The following is a 7,373-nucleotide window of genomic DNA, read 5'->3' on the forward strand; positions in this document are numbered from 1 at the left end:
GCCCCGACATCACCCCGCCGTCGGCGCAACGCTAACAGGCATGACGGACAACAAGGCCGCCACCAAGGCCGAGAACAAGCACTGGACCGTGACCGATTTCGACGAACACACGATTCACCTGAAGGCGCCGTTCCGCATGCTCTTCAACGACAACATCTCGCTGGCGCGCGCCTCCATCACCACGGTCGAGGAGCGTCAGGGCCACGATGTCATCGTCGTGTCGACCATGGACGGACGCAGCTACGAGGTGCTGCGCGGGGTGGCCCGGGCGCAGCGGGCGAAGACGAAGGAAGCGTTCGGGTTGTGATTCGGCGATTCGGTGGTTCGGTGGTTCGGTGATTCAGTGATCTCGCGATTCCGCGCGGGATTCCCCGCGCCCGATTGTGGATCGGGCGCGGGGAACCACCGCGTGCTTTTGTTCGTCAGCCGTGGTGCACGGTCAGTGCGTAGAAGGCGACGCGCGCGCCCTTCGTCGTGCTGTTCGACGAGGACTGGTTGTAACTGCCGGCCTTGAAGTACATGTTGTACTGGTCGAAGGACGACGGGATCGTGTACTTCGTCGTCTTGCCGTTGACCGTCAGATTGACGGTGTTGCCGCCGGTGACGGAGATCGTGTAGCTCCACTGCGTGCCGACCGGGACGTTCGCGATCTGGTGCGTCGTCTGGCCGCCGGACGGCGAGTTCTCGGTCCCGAGCACGATGTTGCCGTTGTTGTAGTAGTAGAGCTCGACCAGGGGCTTGGTCGACGAGCCGCCGGTGCCGAGGTGGATCTGGCCGACGCAGACGTGGTTGGTCACCGACACCACGCGCAGGGTGGCCTGCAACTGGTGGGTGCCGGCCAGGTGCCAGTCGGCGCTGCTGCCGTCGGCGTTCATCTCGCGCAGCTCCGAGCGCGCGTAGTTGGAGTTCGGCGTGGTGACGCCCTTCTCCGGGGCCCAGAACGTCATCGCACCGTCGTGGGTGTCGGTGTAGAAGTACGAGTCCTGATAACCCTTCGCGCCCTGGAGCTGCGAGGACGGGATCGTGCGCGGCGAGCCGGGGCTGCCCACGGGCTCCTGGAGCTCCCAGACGGACAGGTTGAAGTTGCCGCCCGGCGCGACCGTCGTGCTGAGCTTGCCCTTGACCGCGTGCACGCCGGCGGAAGCGGTGCGCGACGGCGCCGCCTGGGCCGCCGTCGACGAGGCGGCGACCACGACGCCGGTGCAGATCACGGTCGCGGCGGCGGTCGCGGCCAGGAGCTTGGGTGATGCGCCTCTCAGCATGAGAGTTCCCTTCGATCGGGGGGGCGGGGCGAGGACGGCGGCGATCGGGAGCCATGGGCCGAAAGCCGGTGGTACTGTCCGGACCTTGCGAAGCGCGTGTTCATCGTCCGGGGAGGAAGCCGTTCCGGCAATGGGCCGTCGGTCAAGGCTGAGTAAAGGTTCATAACCATAATCAGGGTCCACATATGTGAACGGCATAAAAGGTGTGGAGCAAGACAAAAAGGCGCCGCCTCCGCATCAGCGAAGGCGGCGCCGCAGGCTTACTGCGCTTACTGTGTCAGATCACTGCGTCCGATCACTGCGTCACTGGAAGATCTGGAACTCCGAGATCTGCCCCGCCGGCCAGCCGGTGTTCGCGGTGAAGTTCAGCCGCACGTACCGGGTGCTGGTCGAGGAGAACGTGATGGTCACGGTGTTCCCCGTCGACGGGTTGAACGTGTAGTTCGCCGAGCCGACGATGGTGGAGAAGGTGCTGTTGTCCGTGGAGCCGAGGACCGACAGCGTCTGCGTGCGGGTCGCCCAAGCACTGGACGGCGGGAGGTCGAGCACGACCTTGCTGATGCTCTTCGAGGCGCCGAGGTCGACCTGGAGCCACTGCGGGAACGCGTTGTCCGTGCTCTCCCAGTAGCTGCTGGTGTTGCCGTCGACGGTGTTGGCCGGGACGTAGTTCTGCGTGGAGCCGCTGGCCGAGGTCGGCTGGTTCAGCGCCAGGTTGGTGTTGGCGGTGGAGACGCCGGTGCCGGTCAGGGCGACCGTCGCCGGGCTGTTGGGCGCGTTGCTCGCGATGCTGAGCGTGCCGGTCCGGCTGCCGGTGGCGGTCGGGGTGAAGGTGACGTTCACCGTGCAGGACGCTCCGGCGGCCAGCGAAGTGCCGCAGGTGCTGGTCTGGCCGAAGTCACCGGTGGTGGTGATCGAGGAGATGGCCGCGGCGGCGGTGCCGGAGTTGCTCACCGTCACCGCCTGGGCGCCGGAGGAGGTGTTGACCGTCTGGTTCCCGAACGACAGGTTCGTCGTGTTGGTCGCGATAGACGGTCCCGTGGTCCCGCCGCCGGTGCCGAGGTAGGCCTGGAAGTCCGAGAGCTGGCCGGCCGGCCAGCCGCTGTTCGCCGTGATGTTGACGCGGACGTAGCGGGCCGACGCGGCGGTGAACGGGATGGTCACCGTGTTGTTGTTGGCGTTCGGGTCGAAGGAGTAGGTCGCCGAGCCCACGAGGGTGGAGAAGTTGGTGCCGTCCGTGGAGCCCTGGACCGACAGGGTCTGGGTGCGGGCCCCCCACGCGGTGGACGGCGGGAGCCGCAGGACCACCTTGCCGACGTTCCAGTTCTGGCCGAGGTCGACCTGGGCCCACTGCGGGAAGGAGCCGTTCGCGCTCTCCCAGTAGGTCGAGGGGTCGGCGTCGGTCAGGTTGGCCGGCACGAAGGAGCCGTTGCTGGAGCTGGCCGAGGCCGGCTGGCCGGCGGCCAGGTTCACCGTGCCGTCGACGCCGGTGCCGCTGAGCGCCACGGTCGTCGGGGTGTTGGTGGCGTTGCTGGCGACGGTGAGCGCGCCGGTGCGGGAGCCGCCGGCGGTCGGGCTGAAGGTGACCGTCACCGAGCAGGTGCCGTTGACGGCGATCGAGGAGCAGTTGTTGGTCTGCTTGTAGTCACCGGTGACGGAGACCCCTGACACGCTCGCCGAGCTGGTGCCGGTGTTGGTGATGGTCACCGTCTGCGGGGCGGCCGAGGCGCCGACCGCGGTGCGGGCGAAGGCCAGGCTGGCCGGGTTGGCGTTGAGCACCGGACCCGGCGCGATGCCGTTGCCGGACAACGAGACGGTGTCGGTGACGCCGCCGGCGTTGACCGTCAGCGTGCCGCTGCGGGCACCGGACGCGCTCGGCGAGAAGGTGACGTTGACCGTGCAGGACCCGTTGGCCGCGATCGAGGAGCCGCAGTTGTTGGTCTGCGCGAAGTCGCCGCCGGCCGTGATCGAGGACACCGCCGCCGCCGAACCGGTCGGGTTCGACACCGTCACGGTCTGCGCCGCGCTGGTCGTGCCGGTCGCCACCGAGCCGAAGTTCAGCGAACCGGGGCTGGTGGTGACGCTGCTGGCCGGGTACGGCGGGAAGACCGGCGTCGGGTTGTCGCTGTTGCACTGCGTCGGGCTGACACCGGAGTTGCCTCCGTTGTCGGTGATCGCGAAGGCGTTGCCCTCACAGCTGTAGCTGGGCGCGTTGCCCGCGTTGGCCTGCGCGACGCCGGTGGCGGTGACGTTCTGGAACGTCGCGGCGCCGCCGGTCTGCTCCTGCATGGCGAAGGTGCCGGTGCCGGCGATGGTCACGTTGTTCAGCGAGACGCCGCTCACCGTGCCCTCGACCCACTGGACCGCCTCGAACGGGCTCTGCTCGATCAGCGCGTTGCTGACGTTGATCGGCCCGGTGATCGCGCCCTGGCTGCCGTCGAACCACAGCGCGCCGACGCCGAACTGCCAGTTCGGGTCCAGGTCGCCGTCGCGGATCAGGGTGTTGTTGGAGATCGTGGTCAGGCCGACCGGGGTGGACGTGAAGCGCTGGCCGACCTGGATGCCGCCGCCCTGCGAGATGCCGGAGTCCACCACCAGGTTCCCGGTGACGGTGTTGTCGTGGCCGCCGTAGATGGCGATGCCGTTGGCCAGGATCTGGTCGGAGACGGTGTTGTTGGAGATCAGGTCGTTGGCGTCGGCGCCGAGACCGGAGTCCGCCCACTGCGCGATGCCGTCGTCACCGGTGTTGCGGATGTCGCTGTTCGTCACCGTGGAGTTGGTGACGCCGCCGTGGAAGTTGATGCCGTCCGCGGAGGTGTCGCGGATGCGCATCCCGCTGAACGACACCTTGTCCATCGGCCCGTCCATCCAGGCCCCGACCTTCATGTGCTCGATCCAGATGTTGCTGACGGTCGAGTTGTTCATCGCGCCGCCGATGCCGTTGACCTGGTCGCAGTCGTTGCGGGTCTGGACATTGCCGGAGATCGCGAAGTTGGACAGGTGCACGTTGCTGCTGGAGCCCTTGTTGCCGCCGACGCCGCAGCTGTCCGGCTCGCCGAGGCCGTAGAAGCCGGGCGCCGCGCCGGTCACGGTGGAGTACCACATGCCGGCTCCGGCCACCGTCACGTTGTTGACGGTGATGTGCCGCGGGATGTTGAACGTCCCCGGCGGGATCCACACGGTGCCGCCGGCTCCGGCGGCGGCGACGGCGGCGTTGAACGCGGCCGTGGAGTCGTTGACGCCGGTGGCGTCGGCACCCTCGCTGGTCACCGACACCGAGCCGGCCGGCTGGGTCAGCGCCGGGCCCACGTTCTCGAAGTCGGCCAGGTTGATCGTGTAGGACGAGGCGCTGTCACCGGAGTCGACCTGCAGCTTGAAGGTGGTGCCGGCCTGGTAGGTGGTGCTGAAGAGCTGGTGCACCTCGTCGTAGAAGTGGTGGGGGGTGCTGCCCGGGCTGTTGCTGCCCGGATAGCCGCCGTAGTACCAGCTGTAGGCGTTGGTCAGCGTCAGGTTCTGCTGCTTGTTCCCGTTGACGTACAGGGACAGCGGCGCGGTGTAGACCGAGCCGTCGGAGCTGTCCGGGATGCTGTACCGGACGTCGATCGAGTTGGTCGCGACCGGCGTGGTGAACGTGATGCTCTGCCCGGAACCGTTGCCGGCCAGGGTGACGGCCTGGCGGTAGGACGCTTCGTCGGCCAGCTGGCCCTGGCTGACGCTCGGGCCTATCAGGGTTCCGGTGGTCGCGGTGGCCTTGGCCGCCTCGACCTCCACGTAGGGCAGGGAAGCCCCGGAACCACCGGTCGCACCGGCCGCGGCCGCGGGCGAGGCGGCGAGGGCGACCAGGGTGCCGGCCGTGGCCAGGACCGCCCCGAGGGCGGCGGCCAGGGTGCGGCGCGGTGAGTGGGGACGCGCGCCGGGAATCCCGGCGCGTGCGGATCTGGACATCACAAAGGGCTCCTTCGATGGGGCACCGTGCGGGGTACGGACCGTGGGGTTCGGCCCGGTGGGGAGATGTCGCAGCGGGAGCGTAACGCCGCCGACACCTTCGCGCAATAACCCGGTGCTAGTGCTGCAAGGAGTTTGCTGATCCTTGAAAATTTGCGATACCGGGGCAGAGCGCCGCGATTCGCAGGTCAAGGTCCTGATAGGCGGGGCCAGATCGCAGAGCGCTGAGGCAGAGCGCTGAGCCCGACACAGGTGGTTTCGCGGATTCGAGGACGCGCCCGCGCTCCGTACGGTCGTTCCAGCCATTCGGAAATGCTTGGAGGGGGAATCCGATGCGCAAGACGATCCTGCCCGCGGTGGGCATCATCACGGTGGCGGCCTCGCTGGCGGCCTGTTCGAGCAGCACGACCACTCCGGGGGGCCTGGGCGCGCCGCCGGCGGGCGGCGGTACTCACCAGCCGGTCGGTGCTGACGGCGGCCACGGCGGATCCGCCGGCACCACGGACGCGACGTCGGGCTCGAACACCGGCGACTGCATCACGGAGTTCGCCCTGTCGTTCTGCGCAAAGGTCTCCATCACCGGCGCGGTCACCGTCAACGGCACCGGGAACGCTGCACCCGTATTCGGACCGGGCGATTCCGGCCAGAAGTGCGCCGACCTGGCGAACTACCATCCGACGGACGGCATAGACCCGTCGCTGGGGGTTCCGCAGTCGATCGGCGATCACGTCCTCGACACCAACTGGCACTACCCGGGCGGGGTGGGCACCTCGGACAGCTCACGCTATGCGGGCTTGAACCGCATCACCATCGACAACAAGGACTTCATGCAGATCGCCGCCGGTTCCGCCGGCGGGGGGAGTTCCGGCTCCGTCCAGTTCAACGCCGACGGATCCGGCACTCTGACGTTCAAGGACCTCACAGACAGCGACGACGCGGCCAACCCGCAGAAGATCTCCGGAACCATCACCTGGACCTGCATCAACGGCAGCAAGTAGGACGCCGGCTACGCCAGCAGCTCCCGGGCCGCCCCGCGCAGCAGCCGCACCAGCTCGCGCGGGGCGGCGGCCATGGCGTCGGCGCGGGTGGCGACGCTGACGATGCGCCGCGTCGGGCCGTCCGCGCCGAGGCCGGTCACGGTCACGCCGGGGACGGGGCCGGTGACCGTCAGGCGGGGCAGGATCGCCATGCCGACGCCCTGCGCGACCATCGAGAGCACGACGCCGTCGTCGGCGACCTCCAGCGTCGCCTTCGGCAGGAAGTCCTGGCGGCGCCACCAGTCGCGGGTGTACGAGGAGCAGTTCTCCGGCCAGTCGATCACCGGCAGGCCGCGCGGTTCCTTGTGCACCGACGGGTAGGCCAGCACGTACGGCTCGCGCAGCAGTTCCCCGACCACCAGGCCGGGCGGGGCCGGCGCGTCGTCGTCGAGCGTGGCGATCGCCAGGTCCGCGCGGCCCTCCTCGACCTCGCCGACGGTGCCGGCGCCGAGTTCGGGCACGACCAGCACGCGCGGCGCGACGCCCGGGTAGCGCGCGGCGAGCCCCTTGAGCGCCGGCGGCAACAGCACCGCGGCCGCGCTGCGGAACGCCGCGACCCGCAGCGTCCCGGTGACGGTGCCCTCCTCGGCGCCGCGTGCCTCGGCTCCCAGCAGCTCCAGCTGGCGCAGCACTTGCCGGGCTCGCACCACCGCGCGCTCGCCGGCCGGCGTGGGCCGGGCCCCGGTGCGGCCGCGTTCGAAGAGCACGGCGCCGACTTTGCGCTCGACGGCGCGCACCGCGTGCGACACCGCGGACTGGGTCGTCCCGGTGACTTCGGCGGCGGCGGTGAAGCTGCCGGTGCGGGCCACGGCGACCAGGAGGCGCAGCTCCGAGGGGGCGAGGTCGGTCATGGTGATCACTGTAGGGCGGATCGGTTCCGATCATGAAGCTCGCTCATGGAAAACGGGTATCCACAAGCGCGGGGATCTGCTTGTGAGCAGCGATTCTCCGTACGGTCATGTCCATGACCGCGACTTACCAAGCAATCCGTCAAGCCCGCCGTCCGCAGGGCCGCCCGACCGCCGCCGACTTCGAGTTCGTCTCCGGCCCGATCCCCGAACTCCCGCTCGGCGGGATTCTGGTGCAGAACCTGGCGCTTTCCGTCGACCCGTACATGCGCGAGGCGATGCAT

At 69.0% G+C, this 7,373-nt stretch carries 5 protein-coding genes and 1 pseudogene; 3 read left to right on the top strand and 3 right to left on the bottom strand.

Features of this window, described 5'->3' with window-relative positions:
• The coding region (locus GWK61_RS51115; protein ID WP_323748152.1) for a hypothetical protein at positions 1 to 307 on the top strand (307 nt) is incomplete at its 5' end.
• Between the two features lie 115 nt (positions 308 to 422).
• Here GWK61_RS51115 and GWK61_RS51120 read toward each other — a convergent pair.
• A complete protein-coding gene (locus GWK61_RS51120; protein ID WP_194921309.1) occupies positions 423 to 1,262 on the bottom strand; it encodes a polysaccharide lyase family 7 protein in 840 nt (279 codons plus the stop codon).
• A gap of 303 nt (positions 1,263 to 1,565) precedes the next feature.
• Entirely contained in the window at positions 1,566 to 5,204 is a 3,639-nt protein-coding gene (locus GWK61_RS51125) for a choice-of-anchor D domain-containing protein (RefSeq protein ID WP_194921310.1), read from the bottom strand.
• 332 nt (positions 5,205 to 5,536) lie between these two features.
• Here GWK61_RS51125 and GWK61_RS51130 point away from each other — a divergent pair, with 332 nt between their 5' ends.
• Complete coding sequence (locus tag GWK61_RS51130) at positions 5,537 to 6,202, top strand: hypothetical protein (protein ID WP_194921312.1); 666 nt, start codon at positions 5,537 to 5,539, stop codon at positions 6,200 to 6,202.
• An 8-nt stretch (positions 6,203 to 6,210) separates the two neighbouring features.
• On the opposite strand, the gene GWK61_RS51135 is transcribed toward GWK61_RS51130, so the two are convergent.
• Positions 6,211 to 7,092 (bottom strand): LysR family transcriptional regulator, encoded by an 882-nt coding sequence (locus GWK61_RS51135; protein WP_194921314.1) that lies wholly within the window; start codon positions 7,090 to 7,092, stop codon positions 6,211 to 6,213.
• 113 nt (positions 7,093 to 7,205) lie between these two features.
• On the opposite strand from GWK61_RS51135, the pseudogene GWK61_RS51140 reads away from it, so the two are divergent.
• Positions 7,206 to 7,373 (top strand): annotated as a pseudogene (locus tag GWK61_RS51140) (NADP-dependent oxidoreductase); the annotation flags it as partial.

The organism is Catenulispora rubra, assembly GCF_015356825.1.
Taxonomy (GTDB): Bacteria; Actinomycetota; Actinomycetes; order Streptomycetales; family Catenulisporaceae; genus Catenulispora; species Catenulispora rubra.

What these genes read in the sequence shown, in the direction of transcription:
- GWK61_RS51120 (WP_194921309.1), bottom strand. Translation starts at nt 1,262, where the DNA reads ATGCTGAGAGGCGCATCACCCAAGCTCCTGGCCGCGACCGCCGCCGCG.
- GWK61_RS51125 (WP_194921310.1), bottom strand. Translation starts at nt 5,204, where the DNA reads ATGTCCAGATCCGCACGCGCCGGGATTCCCGGCGCGCGTCCCCACTCA.
- GWK61_RS51130 (WP_194921312.1), top strand. Translation starts at nt 5,537, where the DNA reads ATGCGCAAGACGATCCTGCCCGCGGTGGGCATCATCACGGTGGCGGCC.
- GWK61_RS51135 (WP_194921314.1), bottom strand. Translation starts at nt 7,092, where the DNA reads ATGACCGACCTCGCCCCCTCGGAGCTGCGCCTCCTGGTCGCCGTGGCC.